Raw genomic sequence first — 26,025 nt, forward strand, 5'->3', positions numbered from 1 at the left:
AAGTGGCTGCATCTTAGCGGCTGGTTCGCGCGCGGCCAAGCGGCGAACCCGCCCTGACAAAGTCAATCGTCGCTGACTTCAATGCTCGGCATAGCGGGTGCTTGGCTGTTCAAACTGGCCAAACGCGCCGCGGTGTGCCGTGCTAAATCTTGGTAGACCATGCTGATTTGGCATTCAGGCTCGGCCAACACCGTCGGCTTGCCGCTGTCGGATTGCTCGCGAATCAAGATCGATAGCGGCAGCGAAGCCAATAACTCCACACCGTATTGCTCAGCCAAGCGCGCCCCGCCGCCTTCACCAAACAGGTGCTCGCTGTGCCCGCAGTTAGAGCAAATATGCACCGCCATGTTCTCCACCACGCCCAGCACGGGGATATGCACCTTGCTGAACATTTCGATGCCTTTCTTGGCATCCAACAGGGCCAGATCCTGCGGCGTGGTCACAATCACCGAGCCTGCCACCGGCACTTTTTGCGCCAACGTCAGTTGGATATCGCCGGTACCCGGCGGCATATCCACCACCAGATAATCCAAGTCGCTCCAGGCCGTTTGCGTGATCAACTGCAACAGCGCGCCGGACACCATCGGCCCGCGCCAGACCATCGGCGTGTTGTCGTCAACCAAAAAGGCCATCGACATCAATTCAATGCCGTGCGCCTTAAGCGGTACAAAGTGCTTTTGATCTTGCACCGCAGGCTTAGTGCCCGCCGGCACGCCAAACAAAATACCTTGGCTGGGGCCGTAAATATCGGCGTCCAACACGCCCACCTTGGCCCCGTCGCGCGCTAACGCCAGCGCCAAGTTGGCCGCCGTGGTGCTTTTACCAACGCCGCCTTTGCCTGAGGCCACGGCGATGATGTTCTTCACCCCCTGCATGCCCGGCACCTGCACTTGCGTGCGGCCAGCGCTGACCTGCCAATCGATGCTGATCTGCGCTGATACCTCCAACTGACTGGCGAGCATCATCTCGAGCATTTGCGCCACGCCGGTGGTCTGCAAACCCGCCGGGTACGGCAGGGTGAAGTGCGCGCGCACTCCCGATTCGTCCACGTTCAACTCACGCAGACAATCGGCGGCAAACAGGTTGGCATTCAAATAAGGGTCTTGATACTGACTGAGAACAGCCAGCACCGCATCGCGGCTAACAGCGGCCATAGCGCAACTCCAAGCGAAGCAGAAAAACAGGCGCGTATGCTAACAGACTGCTGCCGCGCACGGGTTTGACCTGACGCGCTGTGGTAGCACTGGCAGCTCTGGTATAGTTCCGCTCTTGTTTTAAGCGACTAGCGATGCGTACCCATGTCCGATACTTCCCGCCAAATTCTTGTTACCAGTGCCCTCCCCTACGCCAATGGCTCGATTCATTTGGGGCACATGCTGGAATATATCCAGACGGATATCTGGGTGCGCTTTCAAAAACTGCGCGGGCACAACGCCACCTATGTTTGCGCTGACGATGCCCACGGCTCGGCCATCATGCTGCGCGCCGAACGCGAAGGCATCACCGCCGAACAGCTGATCGACGGCGTGCGCGCCGAGCACATGGCTGACTTCGCCGCGTTCCAGGTCGACTTCGACAACTACCACTCCACCCACAGCGACGAAAACCGCGAACTGGCGAGCATGGTTTACACCCGCCTGCGCGACGCGGGGCACATCGCGACGCGTCCGGTCACCCAGTATTTCGATCCGGACAAAGGCATGTTCTTGGCCGACCGCTTCATCAAGGGCACCTGCCCTAAGTGTGCGGCCGAAGATCAGTACGGCGACAACTGCGAATCCTGCGGTGCCACCTACGCGCCCACCGAGCTGAAGAACCCGCGCTCGGCCATCTCCGGCGCTACGCCGGTGCTGAAAGAGTCGCAGCACTTCTTCTTTAAGCTGCCGGACTTCGACGCAATGCTCAAAAGCTGGACGCGCTCCGGCACCTTGCAAGAATCCGTCGCCAACAAGATCGCCGAATGGCTGGATGCCGGCCTGCAAGAGTGGGATATCAGCCGCGACGCGCCGTATTTCGGCTTTGAGATTCCGGGCGAGCCCGGCAAGTATTTCTACGTCTGGCTGGACGCCCCCATTGGCTACATGGCCAGCTTCAAAAACCTGTGCGCCAAACGCCCAGAGCTCGACTTTGATGCCTACTGGGGCAAGGACTCCAGCGCCGAGCTGTATCACTTCATCGGCAAAGACATCGTCAACTTCCACGCCCTGTTTTGGCCGGCGATGCTTGAAGGCGCAGGCTTTCGCAAGCCCACCGCCGTTAACGTGCACGGCTACTTGACGGTTAACGGACAGAAGATGTCCAAGTCGCGCGGCACCTTTATCAAGGCGCGCACCTACCTCGACCACCTCAACCCCGAATACCTGCGTTACTACTACGCCAGCAAGTTGGGCAAGAGCGTCGACGATCTGGACCTGAACCTTGAAGACTTCGTACAGAAGGTCAACGCGGATCTGGTCGGCAAAGTGGTCAACATTGCCAGCCGCTGCGCGGGCTTTATCCACAAAGGCAACAACGGTGTGCTAAGCATGCCGGCCTCTGAACCCAAGATCTGGCTTGCATTCCAAGACGCTGCACCCAGCATTGCCGAGGCCTATGAAGCGCGTGACTTCGCCCGTGCGATGCGCGAAACAATGGCACTTGCCGACATTGCCAATGCCTACATTGCCGACAAAGCTCCGTGGGCGCTAAACAAGCAAGAAGGCAAGCAAGATGAAGTGCAGGCCATTTGCTCTTTAGGGATTAATCTCTTCCGCAAGTTAGTCATCCTTCTCAAGCCAGTTCTGCCCAAACTTGCTGCCGATGCCGAAGCCTTTTTGAATGAAGCCCCACTTACTTGGGGTGATTATGACGTTCAACTTGCTAACCACACCCTCAACCCTTTCAGCGCCCTACTCACGCGCATTGAACCTGCCAAGATTGACGCCATGATCGAAGCCAGCAAAGAAGACCTTGCCGCCGAAGCCCCAAAAGCAGCTGCATCAAGCGGCAATGGTGAGTTGGTGAAAGCACCACTGGCCGCAGAGATCAACTTCGACGCCTTTGCAGCGGTCGATCTGCGCGTAGCCTTGATTGAAAAGTGCGAGTTCGTCGAAGGTGCCGACAAGCTACTGCGCCTAACGCTGAATATCGGCGACGCTCAACGCAACGTGTTTAGCGGCATCAAGAGCGCCTACCCTAACCCTGCCGAGCTTGAAGGTCGCCTGACCCTGTACGTTGCCAACTTGGCACCGCGCAAAATGAAATTCGGCATCAGCGAAGGCATGGTGTTGGCCGCCGGCCCCGGTGGCCAAGAGATCTTCCTGTTTAGCCCCGACAACGGCGCTAAACCCGGTCAGCGCGTGATGTAAACCACTCGGCTGCGCGGGCCGGCCATCACGGCACCCGCGCTAGGCTGTAGCAAGACAACCAGCAATAGCGGCTAAGCTTATGCTTATAAGCTATTAAAAATACAGGCAATCTGGGTTGTATGGCATAAATTGCTTCCCAGATAATAACGGGCTTTGTCCGCCGGCCTTCTTGGCTCGCGACAACGCTTAATAGCCAACATGGGATAGCACATACCGTGACTGAATTTGCCCTGATCTTGGTCAGCTCGATCCTGGTCAACAACTTTGTCTTGGTGCAGTTTCTCGGTCTATGCCCGTTCATGGGTGTGTCCAAGAAGCTGGAGACCGCCATTGGCATGTCGTTGGCGACCACCTTTGTGCTGACCCTCGCGGCAATTTGCAGCTATCTGGTGCAAGCCTATGTGCTTAAACCGCTGGATTTAGAGTTTTTACGCACCATCGCCTTTATTTTGGTGATCGCCGTGGTGGTGCAATTCACTGAGATGGTGGTGCACAAAACCAGCCCCCTGCTGTACCGCGTGCTGGGTGTCTTCTTGCCCTTAATCACCACCAACTGCGCCGTGCTGGGCGTGGCGCTGCTCAATGCCAACAAGCTGGAACAAACCTTCGCCAAGGCCGCGATCTTTGGCTTTGGCGCCGCCATCGGCTTTGCGCTGGTACTGGTGCTATTTGCCGCCATGCGCGAGCGCATTGCCATTGCCGATGTCCCCAAGCCGTTCCAAGGTGCCGCCATCGGTCTGATTACCGCCGGCTTGATGTCACTGGCCTTTATGGGCTTCAGCGGTCTGGTCAAGTTGTGAGGACGCACGCATGAGTTTGTTAGTTTCTGCGGTACTCGCCCTGCTGGTCATCTGCCTGATTTGCGGTGGCATTCTCGGCTACGCCGCGATTCGTTTCCGCGTCGAAGGCAACCCCATCGTCGACCAAATCAACACCCTACTGCCGCAAACACAGTGCGGGCAGTGTGGCTATCCCGGTTGTAAGCCCTACGCCGAAGCCATCGCTGGCGGCGACAAAATCAACAAATGCCCACCCGGCGGACAAGCCACGGTGCAAGCCTTAGCCGACTTGCTCGATGTCGAGCCCGAACCGCTGGACGCCGAAGGCGGCGAAAAACCACCGATGGTGGCCGTCATCCGCGAAGCCGAATGCATTGGCTGCACCAAGTGCATCCAAGCCTGCCCAATCGACGCCATTCTCGGCGCCGCCAAGCAGATGCACACCGTCATCGCCAGTGAATGCACCGGCTGCGATCTCTGCGTTGAGCCCTGTCCCGTGGACTGCATCGACATGGTGCCCTTAGCCACCACCACGCGTAACTGGAAGTGGCAGCTGCCCAACCAAGCCCCGCAATTGATTGCCACCGACGCCGGACGAGGAGAAGCCGCATGAGTCACAGTGCGAGCGCCCAGCGTATTTGGGACATTCCCGGCGGCATCCACCCGCCTGAGCACAAGCACGAATCCACCGGCTGTGCGATCGCCCAAGCACCACTGCCTAAGCAACTGATTCTGCCGCTGGCCCAGCACATTGGTGCGCCCGGCATGCCCTTGGTCAGGGTCGGCGAACGCGTCCTCAAAGGCCAGCCGATTGCCGCCGCCGAAGGTTTTGTCAGCGTGCCGCTGCATGCGCCCACCTCGGGCACCGTGCGTTTTATCGGCCCTGTGCCCTACCCCCACGTATCCGGTTTGCTTGAGCAAGGCATCGTGATTGATTGCGATGGCCTCGATGAGGCGGTCGAGTGTGACCCTTGGCCAGATTTTCGCGAGCGTGAACCGCAGGCCTTGTTGGAAAAGATCCGCCAAAGCGGCATCAGCGGCATGGGCGGCGCGGGCTTCCCCACGGCGGTCAAACTCAGCGCGCGGCGACAAGATAAGCTGCACACGCTGGTGATCAACGGCACCGAATGCGAGCCCTACATCACCGCCGACGACATGCTGATGCGCGAGCGCGCCAACGCCATCGTCAGCGGCATCGAAATCCTCATGCACATTCTGCAACCGCAGGAAGTTCTGCTCGGCATCGAAGACAACAAGCCACAAGCCATTGCCGCACTGCGCATGGCCACCAGCGGCACACCGATTAAGGTGGTGGTGTTCCCGACCAAATACCCATCTGGCGGCGAGAAACAGCTCATCCAAATCCTCACTGGCCGTGAAGTGCCGGTGGGTGGTTTGCCGGCCGATATCGGCATCGTGTGCCAAAACGTCGGCACCTGCGAAGCCATTGCCCGCGCAGTGATCGAAGGCCGCCCGCTGATTAGCCGCATCACCACATTGACCGGCGCGGCGCTCGCGCGACCACAAAACGTCGAATGCTTACTCGGCACCCCGGTGCGTGAACTGCTTGAATTTTCCGGCTTTCAAGCTGAGCACCTAGAGCGCTTGGTGATGGGCGGTCCGATGATGGGCTTCACCCTGCCCAGCCTAGACGTGCCAGTGGTCAAAACCAGCAACTGCTTACTGGCCGCCAGCCGCAAAGAGCTGCCGCCACCACCGCCGGCGCAGCCATGCATCCGCTGTGGCGACTGTGCCCAAGCGTGCCCCGCCAGCCTTCTGCCGCAACAGCTGCACTTTTTTGCCCAAGGCAAAGAGTACGAACAACTCAAAGCCCAGCACCTGTTCGACTGTATCGAATGCGGCGCCTGCGCTTACGTCTGCCCCTCCAGCATTCCCTTGGTGCAGTACTACCGCGCCGCCAAGGCTGAGATTCGCGAACTGGAGCAAAAGCACCATAAGGCCGAGCACTCCAAGGTTCGCTTCGAGCAACGTCAAGATCGCCTGCAACGCGAAACCGAACGCAAAGAAGCCGAGCGCAAAGCCCGCCTAGAGCGCGCAGCCGCACTCAAAGCCGAACAAGCGCAAGCCGCCGACACGCCACAGGCCGACATCGCCCGCGTGCAAGCACAAAGCGCCAGCGCAGGCTTAAGCGAGCAGCACAAAAAGGCCAAGATCGAAGTATCGATGGCCCGCGCGCAATTGAAGAAGGCCGAAAAACAACTCGCTGCCAACGCCAGCGCCGAGCTTGAGCAGCAAGTCAGCCAGCTGCGCGAAGTATTGAGCCAGGCAGAACAAAGCCTCGCCACGCTTGATCAGCAAGTTGCGAGCAGCCCTACCGCGCCGGCACCGGCGGCCAGCAGCAGCGACAACGCCGAAGCGCTGAAAAAAGCCAAGATCCAAACCGCCATGGCCCGTGCGCAACTGAAAAAAGCGCAAAAAGCCGCCGGCGATGCCCCCAGCGCGGAGCAAGCGGCCGAACTCGCCCAGCTACAACAAGCGGCCAACGCCGCCGAGGCGGCGCAGCAAGCGCTAGAAGCCACCGACAGCCAATCTGCCACCCCATCCGCAAGCCACCCCACGGCAAGCAACGCAGACGCCGAGGCACTGAAAAAGGCCAAGATCCAAACCGCCATGGCCCGCGCGCAGCTGAAAAAAGCGCAAAAAGCCGCAGGCGATGCCCCCACTGCGGAGCAAAGCGCCGAGATTGCGCAGCTGGAGCGAGCCCTCAGCAGCGCTGAAGCCGCCCAAACCGCGCTGGAAGGCTCAAGCCCTGCCGCACAGCCAGCGACTCAACCGGCAACAGCAGCACCCGACGCCAGCGTCGAGGCGCTAAAAAAGGCCAAAATCCAGCTGGCTATGGCGCGTGCGCAGTTAAAGAAAGCGGAAAAAGCCCAAGCAGACGCCAGCGAGATAGCCACGCTGCAAGCGGCGCTCAGCGCGGCCGAAACCGCGTTGCACCAAGCCGAAGACAACAGCGGCAAACCGGCCCCCGAACATGTACTGACCGACAAGAGCGGGGTTGACGAGCTGACTCGGCAACGCAAAACCGAACTTGCTCTTGCCCGCGCCGCCTTGCGCAAAGCCGAACGTGCGGCCGAAGACGCCAACGATGACGCCACGCAAGCCGCCCTAAGCCAAGCCCAACAGCGCCTGCAAGCCGCTGCCGAGGCCTTGGCCGAACACCGCTAATCACTGGGATTCTTATGGCGCTGTTACGCATTACCTCGCCCCACGCCCACGGCCGCAACCGCACCCAAACGGTGATGCTGCATGTGCTGATCGCCACCCTGCCAGCGGTCTGTGTCCTGACTTGGCTATTTGGCTGGGGCACTGTGATCAACCTCATTTGGGCCAGTGCCTTAGCGCTTGGCTTTGAGGCCGCCATTCTGGCCCTGCGGGGCCGTTCGTTGGCGTTCTTTCTGCAGGACGGCAGCGCCTTAGTCACTGCCGTCTTGCTGGCCCTCGCCTTACCGCCCTTTGCCCCTTGGTGGCTCACCCTGATCGCAGTTGGCTTTGCCATCGTGTTTGGCAAGCAGCTCTATGGTGGTCTTGGGCAGAATCCTTTTAATCCGGCCATGTTGGGCTACGTGGTCGCGCTGATCTCCTTCCCCGCGGCCATGACGAGCTGGCCCGCCGTTCGCGAAATGGCCGCCATGACCCAAGGCGCCGTGCAGCCAACCCTCGGTCTGGTCGACGCCTTCATCCGTATTTTCGCCGCGGGCCAAGGCTTGCCCGATGCATGGGCCCATGCCACCGCGCTGGACACCCTCAAGATCAACAACAGCCTCACCATCAGCGAGCTATGGGCCACTCATCCCGAATTTGGCTGGCTGGGCGGTCGTGGTGTGGAAGCGGTCAACTTGGCCTTTTTAGCGGGCGGTTTATACCTGTGGGCCCGTCATATCATCAGCTGGCACGCGCCGGGCGGCATGTTGCTAGGCCTCGCCCTGATGAGCTTGCTGTTCTGGAACGGTGGCGGTTCTGACTCCAATGGCTCGCCGCTGTTTCATCTGCTCACCGGCGCCACCATGTTGGGTGCGTTCTTTATCGTCACCGACCCTGTCTCCGGTGCTACCAGCATCAAAGGCCGCTTTATTTTTGGCCTAGGCGTGGGCGTACTGGTGTACACCATTCGTACGTGGGGCGGTTATCCCGACGGTGTGGCGTTTGCCGTCTTACTGATGAACCTTGCCGCGCCAACCATCGACTATTACACCCGTCCGCGCACTTACGGCCACAGCTCGCCCAGCCGCGGCCCGAATTTGGGGAACTGAGATGAACACCAGCGCCTCCATCGTGCGTAACAGCGTCATCCTCGGGCTGTTTGCCATCGCTACCGTGGGCAGCGTCAGTGCGATCAAGCTGGGCACCGCTGAACGGATTGCCGCCGCCGAGCGCCACGCGCAGCATCAAGCGCTGAATGAGCTAATCCCCAGCGCGCAACACGATAACGACATGCTCGCCGACACCTTGCCGCTCGGCATTGATCCCCTGCTGGGCAATACCCGCGCCAGCCAAGGACACCGCGCTCGGCAAAAACAAGCCGTCACCGCAGTCATCCTGCCGGTCACAGCACCTGACGGTTACAGCGGTTCGATTCAATTACTGGTCGCGATCAACGCTGACGGCAGCTTGGCCGGTGTACGCGTGGTCAACCACAAAGAAACACCCGGTTTGGGCGACAAAATCGAGATCGCCAAATCCCCATGGATCTTGAGCTTTAACGGCAAAAGCCTGAGCGCCCCTGCCGAGTCGGGCTGGGCGGTGCGTAAAGACGGCGGCGAATTCGATGCCTTTGCCGGTGCCACCATCACCCCTCGCGCCGTGGTCGCCGCGGTACACCGCGCTCTGCAGTACTTCCAGCGTGAGCGCAGCACCTTGCTGGCCCTAACCAAGGAGGCCGACCGTGGCTAACACCCGCTTTGGCGACATTACCCGCAACGGCTTATGGGATAACAACCCAGGACTGGTCCAGTTATTGGGCTTATGCCCGCTGCTGGGCGTGACCAACTCCACCGTCAACGCGCTCGGCCTTGCCTTGGCCACCGCACTGGTGCTGACCTGCTCCAACCTTGCGGTATCACTGATCCGCAACGCCGTGACCGACGCCGTGCGCCTGCCGGCCTTTGTCATGATCATCGCCGCGCTGACCACCTGTACTGAGCTACTGATGCAGGCCTTCACCTACGAGCTGTACCAAATCCTCGGCATCTTCATTCCACTGATCACCACCAACTGCATCATCCTTGGCCGCGCCGACGCCTTTGCCGCCAAGAACTCGCCCGCCCACGCCGGGCTCGACGGTTTGATGATGGGCATCGGTTTTGGCGCGGTACTGGTGGTCATTGGCATGCTGCGCGAGCTGATCGGTAGCGGCACCTTATTCAGCAACATGCAGTTGCTGCTGGGCCCCATGGCCAGTTCATGGACGCTGCATCCCTTTGGTAGCGACTACCAAGGCTTTTTACTGGCCATTTTGCCGCCCGGTGCGTTCCTGGTGCTGGGCCTGCTGATTGCGGTCAAAAACCTCATCGATGCGCGCCTTGCCGCCCGCGCGCAAGCCTTAGCGGCCGATACGCCCAAGGTCAGCCGTCGTGTCCGCGTGACCGGCGTTATCGAATAACTGGCACACAGCCTCGCCACGCGGCGAGGCTGAATAGGTCTGTTTATGAACGCGGCTAAACGCTTAGAAATCTTTCAGCGCCTGCATGCTGACAACCCAGAGCCAACCACCGAGCTGGCCTACAGCAGCACCTTTGAGCTGTTGATTGCGGTGATCTTATCGGCGCAAGCCACCGATGTGGGCGTGAATAAAGCCACGGCCAAGCTGTACCCCGTCGCCAACACACCCGCCGCGATTTACGCCTTGGGCTACGACGGCCTGTGTGAATACATCAAAACCATCGGCCTTTACCCCAGCAAAGCCAAAAACGTCATCGAAACTTGCCGCCTATTGGTCGAGCAGCACAACAGCCAAGTGCCCGACACCCGCGAAGCCCTTGAAGCGCTGCCCGGCGTTGGCCGCAAAACCGCTAACGTGGTGCTCAATACCGCGTTTCGCCAACCGGCCATGGCGGTCGACACGCACATCTTCCGTGTGAGCAATCGCACCGGCATTGCCCCAGGCAAAACAGTACTTGAGGTGGAAAAAAAGCTGCTGAAATTTGTACCCAAAGACTTCCTGCTCGGCGCCCATCACTGGCTCATCCTGCACGGCCGTTACGTGTGCAAAGCACGCCAGCCGCAGTGCGGTAGCTGTCGCATTGAAGACCTGTGCGAGTTCAAACAAAAAACCATCGATTGATGAAAGCTTAAAAAGCGCTTTTTTTGATTGAAAAAAACTTTTTGTCGCCGAAAAATTTTGTCGTTATAAGGACGCCGAAAGCCATTGATTTGTCAGGAGTCCTTGTATGGCCGATAGCGATACAGATTTCGACGACGACGATTTTGTTGCCGAAGACGACAGCGAAAAAGCCGAAGTCAGCCCCACCACCACCAAAGCGAGCAACCTGACCAAGCGCCGTCAAATCGACAGCATGCTGGCCGAACGCCGCTTAAAGAAGTTGATCTCTGACTACGATTTCGACTGATCACACGCCCCAAAAAAACCGCGACAAACGCGGTTTTTTTCAATCCCAAGCGCAGTGAGCTTACCCAAAGCCATCAGGCCAACTCACTTACCCGCATCTATTTATCCGCCCTTTTCTCTTGTTTTCTTTCGCGCAACTTACAGTCGGCTGTATCAACTTAATGCCCCAGCCCTACTGCACGTTGTACCGCTCAGACCAAATACGCAGATCATCCAGCACCTTGAGCGCGCTACGGCCAAACTCGGTGAGTTCGTAGGTAACCGCCACCGGGCGGTCGCTGATCACTGTGCGTAGCACCATGCCCCGACTTTCCAGCTCCTTTAGGCGTTGATCGATGATTTTCTTGCTGGCGCCGCCCAGCATGCGAGTCAAATCATTGAAGCGCACTGGGCCGTCTTTCAGGTGAAAGATGATTGAGCCCGTCCATTTACCGCCAATCACCCGCATGCCTTTTTCAATCGAGCAAGGCTCATCACAGGCGTTAATCACTTTTTTCCTGCCTTGAGCATCTGTCTCTACGCGGGTTTGCCCCTTCTCACTCATCTTTTCACCAGGTTACCAAAAGTAAACTAATTGAACTTATCTATTAGGTATAAATAGTATACCAGCACACCAACATTGACCACCGAGCCGGTCACTAGGAGAACGCCATGAGCCATGTGCTGATTATCAATGCTCACCATCAATACCCCTTTTCCGAGGGTCGCCTGAATGCGGCACTGACCGCAAAAGCCGACGAGTTGCTGCGCGCAGGCGGCCACGACACCCGCATCGTCAATATCGACAACGGGTGGGATGTTGAACAAGAGCTGGCCAATCATCAGTGGGCCGACACGATGATTCTGCAAACCCCTGTGAACTGGATGGGTGTGCCATGGACGTTCAAGAAGTACATGGACGAGGTCTACACCGCCGGCATGGGCGGCGCGCTGTGCCACGGTGACGGCCGTCATCACGATGCCCCGAAGAAAAACTACGGCGCCGGCGGCACCCTAGAAGGCAAGCACTACATGCTGTCGCTAACCTTCAACGCCCCCGCCGAAGCTTTTAACGACCCTAGCGAGTATCTCTTCCAAGGCAAGAGCGTCGACGACCTGTGGCTACCGATGCACATGAACTTTCGCTTCTTCGGCATGCAGGCGCTGCCTACCTTCGCCTGCTTCGACGTGATGAAAAACGGCGACTTCGATGGTGATCTTGAGCGCTTTAAAACCCATTTGACCACGCTGTTTGCGGTGTAAGGAGGCGGGCATGCGCGCACAACTGCTCGTTTCTTTGGGCCTCAGCCTGCTGCCTTCGCTAGGGGCTGCGAATGAACCACTGCCGCCAGCGCACATCGCTTCGCCCGAGCACTACCAAGTGCTGCTGGAGAACGAGCGCGTGCTGGTACTGAAGATGGTGCTGAAGCCCGGCGACGCCGACCAACCCCATCGTCACGGCAACGAAACCGTGTACTTCCAACAGGGCGGGCAACTGACCATTCAGGAATACGGCGGCCAAACCATTGTCGCCGATGTGCCCGATGGCCATGTGATGTGGCACGGCGCTTGGCAACACCAAGTGAGCAACAGCGGCGACCGCGAGGTGGTTGCCATCATCGTTGAAGAAAAAGCCCTATGCGACATAAAGAGGTTCCCATGAGTTTGTTTACCTATCACGATCAAGACAGCGCACCTGACGAGTCCAAGGCACTGCTGGCCCAGTCGCAAAAAAGCTTCGGCATGCTGCCGAACCTGCACAAAGTGCTCGCCGAGGCGCCGGCCACTTACGAGGCCTATAACACCACCTTCGGGCTGTTTATGAAGAACACCACGCTTAGCCCGCTGGAGCAGCAAGTGGTGTTTATGACGGCCAACTACGAGAACAACTGCCACTACTGCGTGCCGGGCCACACGTGGATGATGCACGCGGCGAAAATGCCTGAAGCCGTGATCACCGCCTTGCGCGAGGGCACGCCGCTACCGAACGCCAAGCTGCAAGCGCTGCACGACTTCAGCAAGGCACTGCTGGATAACCGCGGGCACATCGGTGATGAAGGCCTGCAGGCGTTTTTAGAGGCCGGCTTTAACAAGCGCCAAGCGCTGGAAGTGCTCACTGGGCTGGCGGCCAAACTGATCTCTAACTTCACCAATGCCCTAGCGCATACCGAGCCAGATGCGGCGTTTAAAGCCTACGCCTGGACGCACCCCAGCCAACGTTAACGCCGCCGCGGAGCCACTATGCTTAGCACCCTCTACCACGCCAAAGAGCGCCATGCGACATGGCTCGAGCTGTTCTTAGACTTGGTGTTTGTTGCGGTGATCGGCGTCATTGCCCATGACCTCGCCCACACCCACGATGGTCACTTAAGCGTCGCGCAGTTGCTGCGCTTTCCTTTGGTGTTTGTCCCTGTGTGGTGGATCTGGATGACCCACACGGTATACGCCAACCGCTTTGACCAAGACAGTCGCGAGCATCGCCTGCTCAGCTTGGTCATCATGGCGCTGCTGGTAATGCTCTCTACCGTGGTTGAGGACAGTCTAGGCAACGGTTTTGCCCTGCTGGCCTTGCTGTACGGCACGATTCGCCTGTTGCTGGCCTTGCTCTATGGCCTCGCCTACCTGCGCCATACGGCACAGCGCGAGCGACTGAAATCCATCACGCTGGCCATCGCCTTAGGCGGCGTGATCAGCGCCAGCGCAGCACTTATCGAAGGGCCTCTGCGTTATGCGGTGTTCTATTTGGGCTTGGCCATCGACGTGCTGTGGCAATTCTGCCAGCGCCGTCAGCTCGACCAACTGCCAATCGATCGCCGTCACTTGGTCGAACGCATCGGTCTGCTGGCAATCATCATCCTTGGTGAATCGATGATTTCCATGGTCGCCGCATTGAATCACGAGCAGTGGGATGGCTTCGATGCGGGCTCTGCCGTCGCGGGCTTCCTGCTGATTGGCGCGATCTGGTGGATTTACTTCGACAGCTTCCCGCTGTTGGAACGCGCCAAGCGACTGACCAATGGCTACGTGCTGATTTTCTCCCACTTATTCCTATGCATGGGGCTGCTGTTGCTCGCCAACATGATTCGCCACGCCATTTTAGGCGACCTTGATCAGGCCACCTTTAGCCTACTCGGCGTCTCCGGCCTGTGCCTGTTTTATCTGGGTAAACAGGTGCCGTACTGGTATGCCTTTGCCCCGTGGCGCCGCGCGATTGTCGGCAACACCTTAGTCTGCGTGACGATCACCGTGGCCAGCAGTTTTTTGCCGCGGGTTGAGTATTCACTCTTCGGCATGATGCTCGGCATGTTGGTGTACGTCGCCCTAACCTTTAAACGCATCTTGTCAGTGGATGTGAGTGACGACCTCAGCGCGCACTAAGCTGAACTTTGGAGATAACCATGAGCAATCAATATCACGTGCACTGCGACTGCCAAGCCGTCACCGTGACCGTACAAGGGCCACCGCGCGTCCACGCCTACTGCCATTGCGAAGACTGCCGCGAGCTGCTGCAAGTACCGTATCACTCGGTGCTGGCTTGGGAGGCAGCACAGCTGACAATCAGCCAAGGCGCCGATCAGGTGGTGAGCTTTCAACACCTGCACAAACGCATGCAGCGGATCTTCTGCAAACACTGCGGCGAGGTGCTGTACAACACCAACGCCATGGGCTGGAAACTGATCTCACAGCATTTATTCAAAAAGTGCCATCACGACAACCTGCCGGACGGCTTTGAAGCCAACGCGCACTTTTTCTATGACCGCCGCGTGATCGATATCGCCGACACACTGCCTAAGCGATAAGTAAACGTATGGCCACGACCCGCCTCGTGGCCACACAGCCTCAAGCGCGCCGACCTTTGGCACTGCTAAAAGATCGAGGCGTTAAAGGCTGACCGACGTATTAATCCGCTCGTTTAGCCGACAGCAGTTCAATTTTGTAGCCATCTGGATCTTCTACAAAAGCCAGCACACTGGCGCCGTGCTGCATGGGGCCGGGTTCGCGGGTTATCTTGCCGCCACGCTGGCGGATGTCGTCACAGGCTTTGTAGACATCGTCTACTTCAATGGCGATGTGACCGTAGCCGTTGCCCAGCTCGTAGGCTGTGGTGTCCCAGTTATGGGTCAGCTCGATGACCGTGCTGTCCGCTTCGTTACCGTAGCCGATAAAGGCGAGGGTGAACTTGCCTTCTGGGTAGTCTTTGCGACGCAGCAGGGTCATGCCCAGTACTTCGCTATAAAACGCAATCGAGCGATCTAAGTCGCCCACGCGCAGCATGGTGTGTAGTAAACGCATCGTGTTCTCCTGAAACGACAAAGCCTCGGCGTACCGAGGCTTTGTCTTATTAACGCAGACTTTAGCTTAAAGCAGTTCGCGACCCTTGCCAGCGGCAATACGCAAACGCAGCGCGTTGAGTTTAATGAAGCCTGCCGCATCGGCTTGATCGTAAGCACCGCCATCTTCTTCAAAGGTGGCAATGTTAGCGTCAAACAGCGAGTCATCGGACTTGCGACCAACGACCATGACGTTGCCCTTGTACAGCTTCAAGCGCACGACACCGTTCACGTTCACCTGCGAGGCATCAATCAACTGCTGCAGCATGGCGCGCTCTGGGCTCCACCAGTAGCCGTTGTAGATCAGGCTGGCGTACTTGGGCATCAGCTCGTCTTTAAGGTGCGCGGCTTCGCGGTCCAAGGTAATGGACTCAATAGCACGGTGCGCCTTGAGCATGATGGTGCCGCCGGGGGTCTCGTAGCAGCCACGGGACTTCATGCCCACGTAGCGGTTTTCTACGATGTCCAAACGACCGATGCCGTTCTCACCGCCAATGCGGTTTAGCTCAGCCAGCACGGTGGCCGGCGACATATCTTGGCCGTCGATGGCCACGATATCGCCTTTGCGGTAGGTCAGCTCGATGTAGGTCGGCACGTCAGGAGCCGCTTCTGGCGACTTGGTCCAACGCCACATGTCTTCTTCGTGTTCAGCCCAAGTATCTTCCAGCACGCCGCCTTCATAGGAGATGTGCAGCAAGTTGGCGTCCATCGAATAGGGCGACTTCTTCTTGCCGTGACGCTCGATCGGAATACCGTGCTTCTCGGCATAATCCATCAGCTTTTCACGCGACAGCAAATCCCACTCGCGCCACGGGGCAATCACTTTAACGCCGGGCTTCAGGGCATAGCCGCCCAACTCGAAACGCACTTGGTCGTTACCTTTGCCGGTAGCGCCGTGGGAAATGGCGTCAGCGCCGGTTTCATTGGCAATTTCGATCAGGCGCTTAGCAATCAGCGGACGCGCAATCGAGGTGCCCAGCAGGTACTCGCCTTCGTAAACGGTGTTGGCACGGAACATCGGGAAGACGAAATCGCGCACGAACTCTTCGCGCAGATCGTCGATGTAGATTTCCTTAACGCCCATCGCTTGTGCCTTGGCACGCGCGGGCTCGACTTCTTCGCCCTGCCCCAGATCGGCGGTAAAGGTCACCACCTCACAGTTGTAGGTATCTTGCAGCCACTTAAGAATCACCGACGTATCGAGGCCGCCGGAATAGGCCAATACTACTTTCTTGATTTCTGACATGCCGCGTGAACTCCAAGCACAAACACAAAGGCGTGCATTTTACACACGTGCGACAGATTTCTCAGCCATTACGTCAATCCGACAGCGTCGCGGGTTCACCATCAGCAGCACTGGGCGTCAGCAGAGTGGACTCCAGCACCGGCTCACGACTGAGCAACAGGCCCACGCGACGGTTCTTGGCGCGATTGAGCGATGAGTTGTTAGGCACCAAGGGCTCGCGCTCGCCTAAGAAGCGGATCAGCATGCGCTCTTCTGGGATGCCAAGGGCTTTCAGGTATTCCCCCACAGCCAGAGCGCGCCGCCGCGACAAGTCACGGTTCAGCAAGCGGTTACCGCTGTTGTCGGAGTGACCTTCGAGGGTGACACGGTTAACCGTTGCGTCGGCTTTTAAGTAATCCGCGATGATTTCCAATTTCGCCCGGCTGACCTCATCCAAGTCATAACCACCGCCGGGGAAGCCAATAATGCTGTTTTTGATTTGATCAAAATTCACCGGCAGCAAACCGCCAACGCACTGCAGGTAGTCGTTATAAGCCGGCATAAAGTTGATGGCCAACATGTGTACCTCAACTGACATGCCACCGCGCCACGTCAACTGCTTGACCTTACCGGTGCGCCCTTCCATAAAGCCGGTGAGCAAACGGCCAGCCTGCGTGGCGTCGGAGTTGAACTGCGCCTCGCCATCTTTCAGCTGCACGGTACCAAGCACGACATCACGCCAGTTCGGCCGCCAATACGGCGCCGCGGCTAACAGCAAGGCACGACCCGGCTCTAGGCTTGGCTCGCGCGGCACAATGCGAAATAGCGTTGACTCACCGGCACGGCGCACAAACTCGCCCACCCCGAAGTCAGGCACTTGTTGTGAGAGCCGGCACTCAAACTGATCACCGGCCGACTCCCACGAGGCATTTTCCAAACGAGTTTGGAAGGTCAGCGCTATGCTCGGCATGGAGCAGCACAGCAGCAAACCCGTGAGTACGTATTTCACAACGAACTCCACTAGTTCTGGCTATATCCCGCTATCGGCCAAGCCCTAGCAAACTTTACCGCAGCCCTTGCGCGCGTGGTCGGGGCGGCGCTTTTCCGGTAGCATTCACGGCTGTTTATAAGCTTATGCAGAGAAGCCCATGACTGAGCGTCTGAGCCTGATTCGTCCCGACGACTGGCACATCCACCTGCGCGACGGCGCAGCCCTGAGCAGCACAGTGCCAGATGTTGCGCGCACGTTTGGCCGCGCCATCATCATGCCCAACCTAGTGCCACCGGTTAAAAACGCCGCGCAAGCTGCAGAATACCGCGAGCGTATTTTGGCCCAACGCCCAGCAGGCAGCACCTTTGAGCCGCTGATGGTGCTGTATCTCACCGACCAAACCCAAGCGGATGATATTCGCGCCGCCAAAGCCTCGGGCTTTGTGCATGCCGCCAAACTGTACCCTGCCGGAGCCACCACCAATTCAGACTCCGGCGTCACCAGCATCGATAAGATTTTCCCAGTGCTGGAGACCATGGCCGAGGTCGGCTTGCCGCTATTAGTCCACGGCGAAGTCACCCACGCCGACATCGATGTGTTTGATCGCGAAAAAGTATTTATCGATCAACACATGCGCCGCGTGGTTGAGCGCTTCCCCACCCTCAAAGTGGTGTTTGAGCACATCACCACAGCGGACGCGGTCGACTTTGTCAGCGCCGCGCCAAGTCACGTGGCCGCCACCATCACCGCGCATCACTTGCTGTACAACCGCAACCACATGCTGGTGGGCGGCATTCGCCCGCACTTCTTCTGCCTGCCTATTTTGAAGCGCAACGTCCACCAGCAAGCGTTGCTGACCGCTGCCACCAGCGGCAATCCGAAGTTTTTCCTCGGCACCGACTCAGCACCGCACGCACAGCACGCCAAAGAAGCCGCATGCGGCTGCGCCGGCTGCTACACCGCTTACGCCGCTCTTGAGCTGTACGCTGAAGCGTTTGAGCAAGCCGGTGCGCTCGACAAGCTCGAAGGCTTTGCCAGTTTGTTCGGCCCAGATTTTTACAGCCTGCCGCGCAACACAGACACCGTCACTTTGGTGCGCCAAGACTGGCAAGCGCCGACCAGCCTGCCCTTTGCTGACAGCCAAGTCATCCCATTGCGTGCCGGCGAAACGCTGCGCTGGAAAGTGGAGGGCAACGCATGAGCGAAGAAAGCTTTGAAGACGCACTAGAAAGCGCGGGCGAATTTGATGACTTGGACAAGCCGCCAATGGCACGCCGCTTCCGCGGCTTCTTGCCGGTTGTGGTCGATGTTGAGACAGGTGGCTTCAACGCATCTACCGACGCCCTGCTAGAAATAGCCGCCGTCCCAATTGCGATGGATGACAACGGCCAACTGTATCCAGAGGAAGCTCAGTTCTTCCGCATTGAGCCGTTTGAAGGCGCCAATATCGAGCAAGCTGCGTTGGATTTTACCGGCATCAAACTCGATCACCCGTTGCGCATGGCCGTCCAGGAAGATCACGCCCTAGGCGAAATCTTCCGCTCGGTGCGCAAAGCCCTAAAGCGTAACGGCTGCAAGCGTGCGGTACTGGTAGGCCACAACAGTAGCTTCGACCAAGGCTTTCTTAACGCGGCCGTGAATCGCTGCGGCATCAAGCGCAACCCTTTCCATCCGTTTTCTAGCTTTGATACAGCCACCTTGTCGGGCTTGGCCTACGGGCAAACGGTGTTGGCCAAGTCATGCCAAAGCGCCGGCATTGCCTTTGATAATCGCGAAGCCCACTCGGCACGCTACGACACCGAAAAGACCGCCGAGCTGTTCTGCGCCATTGTGAATCGCTGGAAAGACTTAGGCGGCTGGCTGCACGAGTAATTGCGCGCCTCGATCATTCCGCCAGAAACACAAAACGCCCCAATAGGGGCGTTTTGTTGTGCGGCTGGTTATCCGCGACAGCGAATTAGCTAAAAATCGATTCGCTGGACAAACCATTACTTTCAAAAATCTCACGCATACGGCGCAGCGCTTCGACTTGAATCTGCCGTACCCGCTCGCGGGTTAAACCAATCTCTTGGCCAACTTCTTCTAGCGTGCTGCATTCATGGCCACGCAGACCGAAACGGCGAATCACTACCTCACGCTGCTTTTCAGTCAGATCCGACAACCACGCATCAATGCTGTTAGACAAATCGTCGTCTTGCAGCAAGTCGCAGGGATCATTCGGGTGGTCATCACTCAGCGTATCGAGCAGGGTTTTGTCTGAGTCGCCACCCAGCGTGACATCCACTGAGGTAACACGCTCATTCAGGCCCAACATACGCTGGACGTCTTCCACTGGCTTATCCAGTAAGTGGGCAATTTCTTCCGCGGTGGGCTCATGATCGAGCTTTTGCGTTAACTCACGTGCGGCACGCAGGTAAACGTTGAGTTCTTTGACCACATGAATCGGCAAACGAATGGTGCGCGTTTGGTTCATGATGGCGCGCTCAATGGTTTGGCGAATCCACCACGTCGCGTAGGTTGAAAAACGGAAACCACGCTCGGGATCGAACTTCTCAACCGCGCGAATCAAGCCGAGATTGCCCTCTTCAATCAAATCAAGCAGCGACAAGCCACGGTTGACGTAACGCCGCGCAATCTTCACCACCAAGCGCAAGTTACTTTCAATCATGCGCTTACGGCCGGCAGGATCACCCCGTTGCGCCATGCGTGCAAAGTGAACTTCTTCTTCAGGCGTTAACAGCGGGGAGAAGCCAATCTCATTGAGATACAGCTGGGTGGCATCCAATGCTCGGGTGAAGTCGACATGCTTGTGCTGTCGTGTACGGCGGCTAGTCGTTGAACCCGTTTTTTTGCCGGCAGTGGCTGATGTTTTGGCGGCTTTTGGCGCATCCAAAATCATCACTTCGTCACTGCTGTCAAACTCGGGGGCCTTCTTTTTAAGTGCCATTTTCTTATTATCCTGTGCTGAGTTCGACACAGCGGATACCGCAACCTTATTCCATGGTGGCGTGCATCCAGCCCTACACAGGTGACTTAACGGCGTGGCAGATATTTCAGAGGGTCGACGGGTTTACCGTTCTGGCGAATCTCAAAATGGAGTTTCACCTGATCAGTGCCTGTAGAACCCATTTCAGCTATCTGTTGGCCGGACTTTACGCGCTGACCTTCTTTAACCAGCAACCTACGATTGTGCCCGTAAGCGCTGACGAAAGTGTCACTGTGCTTGATGATTATGAGCTCACCATAGCCACGTAAACCGCTACCTGCGTAGACCACAGCACCATCGGCTGCGGCAATAACAGGCTGGCCTAATTGCCCATTGATATCAATTCCTTTATTCAAACTGCCGTTTGAGCCAAAGCGACTGACCACAGTGCCACTTGTTGGCCATTGCCAGCCGGAGGACATGCTTGGCATTGCTGGCGGCGTACCCGCAGGCCGTGGCGCTGGGACGGGGGCAGGTTTAGCCACTGGTGACGGCGTGGTTTGCACTGGTTTTGTCGCCACCGGAGCCGGCCGACTAACGGTCGATGAAGGCGTACGAGCGGTCACTGGCGCACGGGTCGCCAGCGGAGCTGGCTGCCCATCAAAACGAATCACTTGACCGGGATAAATCGTGTACGGCGGCGGCAAGGCATTGCGCTGTGCTAACTGTTTCCAGTCCCAACCATAACGAAAAGCGATTGAGTACAAGGTATCGCCACGCTGCACTTGATAGGCGCCATGCGTCAGCGGAGCGCGTTGCGCCACACTGCTATTGCGGTCGACCACAGGAACGGGTTTAGAAGGCGGCGCAGAGCAAGCCGCCAGCGTGCTAAAGAGCACAGCCAACAGCAATGCGTGTGATCGTTGGCCTTGTCTTATTGCGCCGTGGTGCACGCCGCATCCCCCTGCACTGTCTTATGGTTATTGTGCCAGCTTAGTGGCGTTGCGCAAAAACGCAGCCCAACAAAGCTGGCGTATTGTGCAGAAATCAGTCGCTAACGCCAGCCCTATGACGAAGCTGTTTCGCGCTTAACTCCAACGCCACAACCAAAACCACCCCAGCAACGGCCATCAGTATCGCCACAAGCAGCTGAGGGTCATGCCCCTGTTCGGCAAACTGCCAAGGCCACAGGTTGCTCTCCAAGAGCGGGCGCTGTTCGCCGTGGCGATCAGTAATCCACTGCAGAACTTCTTTCCACGGCCACACCTTGTTCAGCGAGCCGAGCATAAGCCCTGTGAGGAACGCCAAGGCAACGCCACGGTAGTGCAGCAACAACCAATGCAGTACGCGCGAAAACGCCAACAAACCAAACACGCAGCCACCGGCAAACACCAACAAAAACGCCAGATCAAAACTTTGTACGGCGGCAATGACCACAGGGTACAAACCCATCAATAGCAGCAAGAAACTGCCCGAAATACCGGGCAGAATCATCGCGCAGATGGCAATGGCGCCCGCCATAAACAAACTCAGCGGATCCGTGCCCCAACTCAGCGGTTCGGCCACGGTGATCCAATACGCCGCCGCCACGCCAACCCCGAAGAACGCAGCAGTCGCGATATTCCAGCGCGATATCTCACGCGCCACCAACACGCTGGAGATCACGATCAAACCAAAAAAGAATGACCACAGCGCCACCGGCTGCGTCGCCAGCAACCAGGTAATCAACTTAGCCAGCGAAAAAACGCTGGTCAGAATGCCAGCGAATAACAACAGCAAAAAGGTCGCATTAACCTGCTGCCACGCAGCCAGCACTTTACCGCGCAGCAATAACAACAAGGCTTGCGGCGCTTGGCTTAAAGCTCCGAGCAAGGTGTCATAAATACCGGTAATAAATGCAATGGTGCCCCCTGATACGCCCGGCACTACGTCGGCGGCGCCCATAGCCATACCGCGCACATAAATCAGCGCTGCTTGTGTCTTGTTCATAGACATCCTGTCGATACTGTTAAGCCAATGCGCCGGGCAGTAGCGGCACAAACCGCACAGCCTCAAGCACATGATGTTGAAATTGATCGCCGTCGCGAATGATCAAGCGCAGCTCTTGCTGCTCGCCTTCACCCACGGGGATTAACATGCGGCCGCCGTCGGCCAGCTGGTCGAGCAGCGCTTGCGGCACTTCACGCGCGGCCGCAGTAACCAAGATACCGTTGTAGGGGGCCAACGCATTCCAGCCCTCCCAACCATCGCCATAGCGGAACACAATATTGCGCAGATTGAGCTCGGCAAGACGCTCTTTGGCGCGGTCTTGCAGTGCCTGAATGCGCTCAACAGAGAACACTCGCTCAGCCACTTGGGCCAAGATTGCGGTTTGATAGCCACAGCCGGTACCGATCTCCAGCACCTTATCCAGCGGGCCGCCCTTGAGCAGCCACTCGGTCATACGCGCCACAATGTAAGGCTGCGAAATGGTCTGGTTATGGCCGATGGGTAAGGCGGTGTCTTCGTAAGCACGGTGTGACAGCGCTTCATCAATAAACAAGTGGCGGGGGGTACGGCGAATGGCCTCCAGCACACGCGCATTCGACAAGCCTTCTTCATACAGCCGCTCAATTAAGCGCTCGCGGGTGCGCTGCGAAGTCATGCCAATGCCATGGATGTCGAACTTGTCCATCGTTCTCCTCAAGACAGGCCGTTAAGCCAGTCCTCGACTACTGCGAACACGGAATAATGCGTTTTATCAATTTGCAGCGGCGTCACCGAGACATAGCCCTGCATCACCGCATGAAAATCAGTACCGGGGCCGGCATCTTCACCGTCACCGGCGACCGAAATCCAATAACCTTCTTTGCCACGCGGATTAACCACTTTAACTGGCGCCGCAGCGCGCGCGCGGTGGCCGTGACGCGTCAGTTGAATCCCCTTGATCCGCTCAAGCGGCAGATTAGGAATATTGACGTTGAGCACGGTGCGCGGCGGCAGGTCAAGACGCTCATGCGCCGCTACCAGCTGCCTAGCGATTGCCGCCGCTGCCGGCAAATTATCGGGCTGACGCGACAACAGAGAAAAGGCCATCGCCGGGCGCTGTAAAAAACGTCCTTCCAGCGCCGCTGCTACGGTGCCGGAATACAGCACATCGTCGCCCAAATTAGCCCCCAAGTTGATGCCAGACACCACCATATCGGGGACCTGCTCCAGCAAGCCATTCAGCCCCAAGTGCACGCAATCTGTGGGCGTACCATTAAGGCTGATAAAGCCATTATCGAGCGTGTGCGGATGCAGCGGACGGTCGAGCGTGAGCGAACTACTGGCACCGCTCTTGTCTTGCTCGGGGGCAATCACCACGCGCTCGGCGTAGCCTTCTAGCGCGCCGTAAAGCGCAGCCAGCCCCGGAGCATTCACCCCATCATCATTAGAAATCAGTATGCGCATGTTCACCGCTTGCTTGCACTGCGTTGACCTCCAACAGCTCGCGAACTACGGCTGTGGCAAAGCAGCCTGCAGGCAAAACAAAATTCAATTGCAGTTGCTCCGGAGCCGGATAATGCCACGTCAACGCCGCGATGGGGAGGCGCGTGATCCGACGTTCGTGGCTCATGCCCGCATTTGCCAACCAGTTCTGCAAGATCTCTTCGCCGGCCAGCGCGGCCATCTCAAGCGCCAACGGCTCGCCAGATAAGGCTTGCTCGCCGGTACCGCAAAGGCGTGCGGTGGGGTGCAGGTCAAGAATCGCCAAACGCGGGTCATTCAGATCATTCACGGTCGCGGGGAAAAAACTGCGACTGGTGGTAAACGCTAACAAGTCGCCCTCGAGGGCCACATTCCAAGTCCCCGCAGCAACGCGCGCCGCCAGCACTTGGTTGAACAGATAACTGCGCGCGCTGGAGAGCAATCTTGACCGCACATTACGCGCCTCCGGCAGCTCACCACGGCCGGCAAACTCACGCGCTTGCGCCAGATTGCCACCGTTGTGGCCAAAGCGCTGTAGGCCGTAATAGTTGGGCACGCCTTGCGTGCGCATCTTCTCTAAGCGCGACTCTAGCTGCGCAGGCTCGGCCTTGACGTCACGCAGCGTGAGGATGAAGCGATTGGCGCTGTGGGTGCCGCGCTGCAACTTACGCGAGTGCCGTTGATGCTTGAGAATGCTCAAGCTGGCACTTTGCGCTGCGCTTAAATCGGGCTCGCTTTTGCCCGGCAGATGCACACTGAACCACTGTCGCGTCAACGCTTGGCGATCTTTAATGCCGGCATAGCTCACCGCCCGCAACGGCACATTGGCCGCTTTGGCGATACGCCGCGCGGCATCCTCGGTGTTCAGGCCGCGTTTTTCTACCCACAGCCACACGTGCTCGCCTTGGCCCGACAGTTCGAGCGCCAGCACTTCATCCACTTGGAAGTCTTCGGGCGTCACCTTCAGCCGCGCGGTGCCACACGCACCACCCCAAGCGTACGGCCCTAACAGTTCAGTGCTCATACGCGTGCCACCAACAAAGCCACAGCATGCACGGCAATACCCTCTTCTCGTCCGGCAAAGCCGAGTTTCTCGGTGGTGGTCGCTTTCACATTGACCGCATCCAGCGCTACGTTTAAGTCGGCAGCGATGTTGGCACGCATGGCGTCGATATGCGGGGCCATCTTCGGCGCTTGGGCAACGATGGTGCTGTCGATATTGCCCACGGCCCAGCCCTGGTCGGCCAACAGGCTAACCACATGACGCAGCAGCTCGCGGCTGTCGATGCCTTTGAAGCGCGGATCGGTATCGGGAAAGTGCTTGCCAATATCGCCCAACGCCGCCGCACCGAGCAGTGCATCGCACAGCGCGTGCAGCAGCACGTCGCCGTCGGAGTGTGCCAGCAAGCCAAAGCGGTGAGGAATTTGCACGCCGCCCAAGGTAACGAATGTCCCCTCGGCAAAGCGGTGTACATCGTAGCCGTGCCCAATACGCATAAAAAATCACGCCCTGAAAAGTCAGGGCGTAATTCTACAGGACTCAGCGGGCCAAGGCTGGCCTCATCGGCATAAGGCGGCGTGATGGCGCAAGTGATCGTCGATGAAGCTGGCAATAAAGTAGTAGCTGTGGTCGTAGCCTGGCTGCATGCGCAAGGTCAACGGATGACCCGCCGCGTCAGCCGCTGCTTGCAGCGCAGCAGGCATTAATTGCCGGGCGAGAAAGTCATCGCAGTCGCCTTGATCGACCAGCATCGGCAGCTTTTCTTGTGCCTCAGCCAACAAGGCGCAGGCATCCCACGCTTGCCAAGCTGCGCGATCGGCGCCGAGATAGCGCGAGAAGGCCTTTTCACCCCACGGGCATTGACTCGGATGACTGATCGGCGCAAAAGCCGACAGCGACTGATAACGCCCCGGATTGCGCAACGCGCAAACCAAGGCACCGTGCCCGCCCATCGAGTGCCCGCTAATGCCGCGCTTGGCCGAGGCGGGAAAGTGCGCCTCAATCAGCGCCGGCAACTCATGCACCACGTAGTCGTGCATACGGTAGTGCTGCGCCCACGGCGCTTGACTGGCATTGAGGTAAAACCCTGCGCCGTGCCCGAAGTCCCAAGCGCCGTCTGGGTCGCCAGGCACATCCGCGCCGCGTGGGCTGGTATCCGGCGCCACGATGATCAAGCCCAGCTCAGCCGCTAGGCGCTGCGCGCCGGCCTTGTGCATAAAGTTTTCATCGCTGCAGGTCAGCCCGCTCAGCCAATACAGCACCGGCAGCCTAGCGCCCTGCGCCGCCTGCGGTGGCAGATAAATACCGAACGTCATCTCGCAGTGCAAGGTCGTGGAGCGATGCCGGTAGCGCTTATTCCAACCCGCAAAGCTCTGATTGCTGGAAACGATTTCAAGACTCATAAGCA

Annotated in this window: 29 protein-coding genes; 16 read left to right on the top strand and 13 right to left on the bottom strand. The window is 58.2% G+C overall.

Features of this window, described 5'->3' with window-relative positions; translation table 11 throughout:
- Positions 1–62: 62 nt before the first annotated feature.
- Positions 63–1,154 (bottom strand): iron-sulfur cluster carrier protein ApbC, encoded by a 1,092-nt coding sequence (gene apbC / locus MKI83_RS10415; protein WP_241585494.1) that lies wholly within the window; start codon positions 1,152–1,154, stop codon positions 63–65.
- Positions 1,155–1,298: 144 nt separating this feature from the next.
- Here apbC and metG point away from each other — a divergent pair, with 144 nt between their 5' ends.
- The 9 genes from metG (at position 1,299) to MKI83_RS10460 (ending at position 10,716) form a co-directional block, all read left to right on the top strand.
- Positions 1,299–3,347 (top strand): methionine--tRNA ligase, encoded by a 2,049-nt coding sequence (gene metG, locus MKI83_RS10420; RefSeq protein ID WP_241585496.1) that lies wholly within the window; start codon positions 1,299–1,301, stop codon positions 3,345–3,347.
- Between the two features lie 215 nt (positions 3,348–3,562).
- Complete coding sequence (gene rsxA / locus MKI83_RS10425) at positions 3,563–4,147, top strand: electron transport complex subunit RsxA (RefSeq protein ID WP_241585504.1); 585 nt, start codon at positions 3,563–3,565, stop codon at positions 4,145–4,147.
- 10 nt (positions 4,148–4,157) lie between these two features.
- Positions 4,158–4,739 carry an electron transport complex subunit RsxB gene (rsxB, locus tag MKI83_RS10430; RefSeq protein WP_241585506.1) on the top strand — a complete coding sequence of 194 codons (582 nt, stop codon included), beginning with the start codon at positions 4,158–4,160 and terminating at the stop codon, positions 4,737–4,739.
- Positions 4,736–7,315: an electron transport complex subunit RsxC gene (gene rsxC, locus MKI83_RS10435; RefSeq protein ID WP_241585508.1), complete on the top strand. Its 2,580-nt coding sequence runs from the start codon at positions 4,736–4,738 to the stop codon at positions 7,313–7,315. Before rsxB ends, rsxC begins: the two co-directional genes overlap by 4 nt.
- Positions 7,316–7,329: 14 nt before the next feature.
- Positions 7,330–8,400: an RnfABCDGE type electron transport complex subunit D gene (locus MKI83_RS10440; RefSeq protein ID WP_241585516.1), complete on the top strand. Its 1,071-nt coding sequence runs from the start codon at positions 7,330–7,332 to the stop codon at positions 8,398–8,400.
- 1 nt (position 8,401) lies between these two features.
- Positions 8,402–9,040 carry an electron transport complex subunit RsxG gene (gene rsxG / locus MKI83_RS10445; protein WP_241585518.1) on the top strand — a complete coding sequence of 213 codons (639 nt, stop codon included), beginning with the start codon at positions 8,402–8,404 and terminating at the stop codon, positions 9,038–9,040.
- Entirely contained in the window at positions 9,033–9,749 is a 717-nt protein-coding gene (locus MKI83_RS10450; RefSeq protein WP_241585520.1) for an electron transport complex subunit E, read from the top strand. Before rsxG ends, MKI83_RS10450 begins: the two co-directional genes overlap by 8 nt.
- Positions 9,750–9,794: 45 nt before the next feature.
- Positions 9,795–10,430, top strand: a complete 636-nt coding sequence (gene nth, locus MKI83_RS10455) for an endonuclease III (RefSeq protein ID WP_241585521.1) — start codon at positions 9,795–9,797, stop codon at positions 10,428–10,430.
- Between the two features lie 106 nt (positions 10,431–10,536).
- A complete protein-coding gene (locus MKI83_RS10460) occupies positions 10,537–10,716 on the top strand; it encodes a PA3496 family putative envelope integrity protein (RefSeq protein WP_241585524.1) in 180 nt (59 codons plus the stop codon).
- 171 nt (positions 10,717–10,887) lie between these two features.
- On the opposite strand, the gene MKI83_RS10465 is transcribed toward MKI83_RS10460, so the two are convergent.
- Positions 10,888–11,259, bottom strand: coding sequence for a winged helix-turn-helix transcriptional regulator (locus MKI83_RS10465; protein WP_241585525.1), 372 nt, complete (start codon positions 11,257–11,259; stop codon positions 10,888–10,890).
- 107 nt (positions 11,260–11,366) lie between these two features.
- Here MKI83_RS10465 and MKI83_RS10470 point away from each other — a divergent pair, with 107 nt between their 5' ends.
- From MKI83_RS10470 to MKI83_RS10490, 5 genes are read left to right on the top strand one after another with little or no spacing between them, the layout of a single operon-like run.
- On the top strand, positions 11,367–11,957 hold the full coding sequence (locus MKI83_RS10470) for an NAD(P)H-dependent oxidoreductase (RefSeq protein ID WP_241585527.1): 591 nt from the start codon (positions 11,367–11,369) through the stop codon (positions 11,955–11,957).
- A gap of 10 nt (positions 11,958–11,967) precedes the next feature.
- Positions 11,968–12,357, top strand: coding sequence for a cupin domain-containing protein (locus MKI83_RS10475; RefSeq protein WP_241585529.1), 390 nt, complete (start codon positions 11,968–11,970; stop codon positions 12,355–12,357).
- Positions 12,354–12,917, top strand: a complete 564-nt coding sequence (locus tag MKI83_RS10480; protein ID WP_241585531.1) for a carboxymuconolactone decarboxylase family protein — start codon at positions 12,354–12,356, stop codon at positions 12,915–12,917. Before MKI83_RS10475 ends, MKI83_RS10480 begins: the two co-directional genes overlap by 4 nt.
- 18 nt (positions 12,918–12,935) lie before the next feature.
- Positions 12,936–14,072, top strand: a complete 1,137-nt coding sequence (locus MKI83_RS10485; RefSeq protein ID WP_241585533.1) for a low temperature requirement protein A — start codon at positions 12,936–12,938, stop codon at positions 14,070–14,072.
- A gap of 20 nt (positions 14,073–14,092) precedes the next feature.
- A complete protein-coding gene (locus MKI83_RS10490) occupies positions 14,093–14,494 on the top strand; it encodes a GFA family protein (RefSeq protein WP_241585535.1) in 402 nt (133 codons plus the stop codon).
- Positions 14,495–14,594: 100 nt separating this feature from the next.
- Here MKI83_RS10490 and gloA read toward each other — a convergent pair whose 3' ends face one another.
- From gloA to MKI83_RS10505, 3 genes are all read right to left on the bottom strand, one after another.
- Complete coding sequence (gene gloA, locus MKI83_RS10495) at positions 14,595–14,987, bottom strand: lactoylglutathione lyase (protein WP_241585543.1); 393 nt, start codon at positions 14,985–14,987, stop codon at positions 14,595–14,597.
- 66 nt (positions 14,988–15,053) lie between these two features.
- Positions 15,054–16,271, bottom strand: a complete 1,218-nt coding sequence (locus MKI83_RS10500) for an argininosuccinate synthase (RefSeq protein WP_241585545.1) — start codon at positions 16,269–16,271, stop codon at positions 15,054–15,056.
- A 73-nt stretch (positions 16,272–16,344) separates the two neighbouring features.
- Positions 16,345–17,259 (bottom strand): flagellar protein MotY, encoded by a 915-nt coding sequence (locus MKI83_RS10505; protein ID WP_241585547.1) that lies wholly within the window; start codon positions 17,257–17,259, stop codon positions 16,345–16,347.
- 139 nt (positions 17,260–17,398) lie between these two features.
- Between MKI83_RS10505 and pyrC the strand changes: the two genes are divergently transcribed.
- Positions 17,399–18,442, top strand: coding sequence for a dihydroorotase (gene pyrC, locus MKI83_RS10510; protein WP_241585549.1), 1,044 nt, complete (start codon positions 17,399–17,401; stop codon positions 18,440–18,442).
- Positions 18,439–19,113: a ribonuclease T gene (gene rnt / locus MKI83_RS10515; RefSeq protein ID WP_241585551.1), complete on the top strand. Its 675-nt coding sequence runs from the start codon at positions 18,439–18,441 to the stop codon at positions 19,111–19,113. Before pyrC ends, rnt begins: the two co-directional genes overlap by 4 nt.
- Positions 19,114–19,198: 85 nt before the next feature.
- Here rnt and rpoS read toward each other — a convergent pair whose 3' ends face one another.
- From rpoS to fghA, 8 genes are all read right to left on the bottom strand, one after another.
- Positions 19,199–20,188 carry an RNA polymerase sigma factor RpoS gene (gene rpoS, locus MKI83_RS10520; protein WP_241585563.1) on the bottom strand — a complete coding sequence of 330 codons (990 nt, stop codon included), beginning with the start codon at positions 20,186–20,188 and terminating at the stop codon, positions 19,199–19,201.
- Positions 20,189–20,274: 86 nt separating this feature from the next.
- Entirely contained in the window at positions 20,275–21,120 is an 846-nt protein-coding gene (locus MKI83_RS10525; RefSeq protein WP_370867384.1) for a peptidoglycan DD-metalloendopeptidase family protein, read from the bottom strand.
- A gap of 94 nt (positions 21,121–21,214) precedes the next feature.
- Positions 21,215–22,156 carry a polyprenyl-phosphate transporter gene (locus tag MKI83_RS10530; protein ID WP_241585579.1) on the bottom strand — a complete coding sequence of 314 codons (942 nt, stop codon included), beginning with the start codon at positions 22,154–22,156 and terminating at the stop codon, positions 21,215–21,217.
- Positions 22,157–22,175: 19 nt separating this feature from the next.
- Positions 22,176–22,841, bottom strand: coding sequence for a protein-L-isoaspartate(D-aspartate) O-methyltransferase (locus tag MKI83_RS10535; protein ID WP_272493046.1), 666 nt, complete (start codon positions 22,839–22,841; stop codon positions 22,176–22,178).
- An 8-nt stretch (positions 22,842–22,849) separates the two neighbouring features.
- Entirely contained in the window at positions 22,850–23,599 is a 750-nt protein-coding gene (gene surE, locus MKI83_RS10540; protein ID WP_241585581.1) for a 5'/3'-nucleotidase SurE, read from the bottom strand.
- Positions 23,580–24,641 (bottom strand): tRNA pseudouridine(13) synthase TruD, encoded by a 1,062-nt coding sequence (gene truD / locus MKI83_RS10545; protein ID WP_241585583.1) that lies wholly within the window; start codon positions 24,639–24,641, stop codon positions 23,580–23,582. The genes surE and truD overlap by 20 nt, the downstream gene beginning before the upstream one ends.
- Positions 24,638–25,114 (bottom strand): 2-C-methyl-D-erythritol 2,4-cyclodiphosphate synthase, encoded by a 477-nt coding sequence (gene ispF / locus MKI83_RS10550; protein ID WP_241585591.1) that lies wholly within the window; start codon positions 25,112–25,114, stop codon positions 24,638–24,640. The genes truD and ispF overlap by 4 nt, the downstream gene beginning before the upstream one ends.
- Positions 25,115–25,177: 63 nt before the next feature.
- A complete protein-coding gene (gene fghA / locus MKI83_RS10555; protein WP_272493047.1) occupies positions 25,178–26,020 on the bottom strand; it encodes an S-formylglutathione hydrolase in 843 nt (280 codons plus the stop codon).
- Positions 26,021–26,025: the final 5 nt, after the last annotated feature.

It is taken from the genome of Atopomonas sediminilitoris (assembly GCF_022601735.1).
Taxonomy (GTDB): domain Bacteria; phylum Pseudomonadota; class Gammaproteobacteria; order Pseudomonadales; family Pseudomonadaceae; genus Atopomonas; species Atopomonas sediminilitoris.

What these genes read in the sequence shown, in the direction of transcription:
- apbC (WP_241585494.1), bottom strand. Translation starts at nt 1,154, where the DNA reads ATGGCCGCTGTTAGCCGCGATGCGGTGCTGGCTGTTCTCAGTCAGTAT.
- metG (WP_241585496.1), top strand. Translation starts at nt 1,299, where the DNA reads ATGTCCGATACTTCCCGCCAAATTCTTGTTACCAGTGCCCTCCCCTAC.
- rsxB (WP_241585506.1), top strand. Translation starts at nt 4,158, where the DNA reads ATGAGTTTGTTAGTTTCTGCGGTACTCGCCCTGCTGGTCATCTGCCTG.
- rsxC (WP_241585508.1), top strand. Translation starts at nt 4,736, where the DNA reads ATGAGTCACAGTGCGAGCGCCCAGCGTATTTGGGACATTCCCGGCGGC.
- MKI83_RS10440 (WP_241585516.1), top strand. Translation starts at nt 7,330, where the DNA reads ATGGCGCTGTTACGCATTACCTCGCCCCACGCCCACGGCCGCAACCGC.
- rsxG (WP_241585518.1), top strand. Translation starts at nt 8,402, where the DNA reads ATGAACACCAGCGCCTCCATCGTGCGTAACAGCGTCATCCTCGGGCTG.
- nth (WP_241585521.1), top strand. Translation starts at nt 9,795, where the DNA reads ATGAACGCGGCTAAACGCTTAGAAATCTTTCAGCGCCTGCATGCTGAC.
- MKI83_RS10460 (WP_241585524.1), top strand. Translation starts at nt 10,537, where the DNA reads ATGGCCGATAGCGATACAGATTTCGACGACGACGATTTTGTTGCCGAA.
- MKI83_RS10465 (WP_241585525.1), bottom strand. Translation starts at nt 11,259, where the DNA reads ATGAGTGAGAAGGGGCAAACCCGCGTAGAGACAGATGCTCAAGGCAGG.
- MKI83_RS10470 (WP_241585527.1), top strand. Translation starts at nt 11,367, where the DNA reads ATGAGCCATGTGCTGATTATCAATGCTCACCATCAATACCCCTTTTCC.
- MKI83_RS10475 (WP_241585529.1), top strand. Translation starts at nt 11,968, where the DNA reads ATGCGCGCACAACTGCTCGTTTCTTTGGGCCTCAGCCTGCTGCCTTCG.
- MKI83_RS10480 (WP_241585531.1), top strand. Translation starts at nt 12,354, where the DNA reads ATGAGTTTGTTTACCTATCACGATCAAGACAGCGCACCTGACGAGTCC.
- MKI83_RS10485 (WP_241585533.1), top strand. Translation starts at nt 12,936, where the DNA reads ATGCTTAGCACCCTCTACCACGCCAAAGAGCGCCATGCGACATGGCTC.
- MKI83_RS10490 (WP_241585535.1), top strand. Translation starts at nt 14,093, where the DNA reads ATGAGCAATCAATATCACGTGCACTGCGACTGCCAAGCCGTCACCGTG.
- gloA (WP_241585543.1), bottom strand. Translation starts at nt 14,987, where the DNA reads ATGCGTTTACTACACACCATGCTGCGCGTGGGCGACTTAGATCGCTCG.
- MKI83_RS10500 (WP_241585545.1), bottom strand. Translation starts at nt 16,271, where the DNA reads ATGTCAGAAATCAAGAAAGTAGTATTGGCCTATTCCGGCGGCCTCGAT.
- pyrC (WP_241585549.1), top strand. Translation starts at nt 17,399, where the DNA reads ATGACTGAGCGTCTGAGCCTGATTCGTCCCGACGACTGGCACATCCAC.
- rnt (WP_241585551.1), top strand. Translation starts at nt 18,439, where the DNA reads ATGAGCGAAGAAAGCTTTGAAGACGCACTAGAAAGCGCGGGCGAATTT.
- rpoS (WP_241585563.1), bottom strand. Translation starts at nt 20,188, where the DNA reads ATGGCACTTAAAAAGAAGGCCCCCGAGTTTGACAGCAGTGACGAAGTG.
- MKI83_RS10530 (WP_241585579.1), bottom strand. Translation starts at nt 22,156, where the DNA reads ATGAACAAGACACAAGCAGCGCTGATTTATGTGCGCGGTATGGCTATG.
- MKI83_RS10535 (WP_272493046.1), bottom strand. Translation starts at nt 22,841, where the DNA reads ATGGACAAGTTCGACATCCATGGCATTGGCATGACTTCGCAGCGCACC.
- surE (WP_241585581.1), bottom strand. Translation starts at nt 23,599, where the DNA reads ATGCGCATACTGATTTCTAATGATGATGGGGTGAATGCTCCGGGGCTG.
- truD (WP_241585583.1), bottom strand. Translation starts at nt 24,641, where the DNA reads ATGAGCACTGAACTGTTAGGGCCGTACGCTTGGGGTGGTGCGTGTGGC.
- ispF (WP_241585591.1), bottom strand. Translation starts at nt 25,114, where the DNA reads ATGCGTATTGGGCACGGCTACGATGTACACCGCTTTGCCGAGGGGACA.
- fghA (WP_272493047.1), bottom strand. Translation starts at nt 26,020, where the DNA reads ATGAGTCTTGAAATCGTTTCCAGCAATCAGAGCTTTGCGGGTTGGAAT.